Raw genomic sequence first — 249 nt, 5'->3', positions numbered from 1 at the left:
GCATTCATTCCACTAGATGACTTACTAGAAGAGCATGGTCCTAACATTCTAGAAGCGTATGGTCCATACCTTGACCAAATGAAAATGGATGGAGAAATTTTCTGGATTCCATTTGGTGCAACTGTAAACGAATATAAGCCAATGGCAAATATTGACCAAGGTGCATTCTGGATTCAAAGATCTGTACTTAAAGAAAATGGTTATCCTGAAATTAGAACTTTAGATGAGTACTTTGATCTTATCACTCAA

Annotated in this window: 1 protein-coding gene; it reads left to right on the top strand. The window is 36.1% G+C overall.

Going from position 1 to position 249, the window contains the following annotated elements; genetic code table 11:
- On the top strand, window positions 1-249 hold a 249-nt coding region (locus tag AOA61_RS32655), incomplete at both ends, for a hypothetical protein (protein ID WP_218197307.1).

This window comes from Pseudomonas sp. 2995-1, assembly GCF_002742505.1.
GTDB classification, from domain to species: Bacteria; Pseudomonadota; Gammaproteobacteria; order Pseudomonadales; family Pseudomonadaceae; genus Aquipseudomonas; species Aquipseudomonas sivasensis.
The sequence above is the reverse complement of the archived record's forward strand: the minus strand, read 5'-3'. Positions and strand labels throughout refer to the sequence as shown.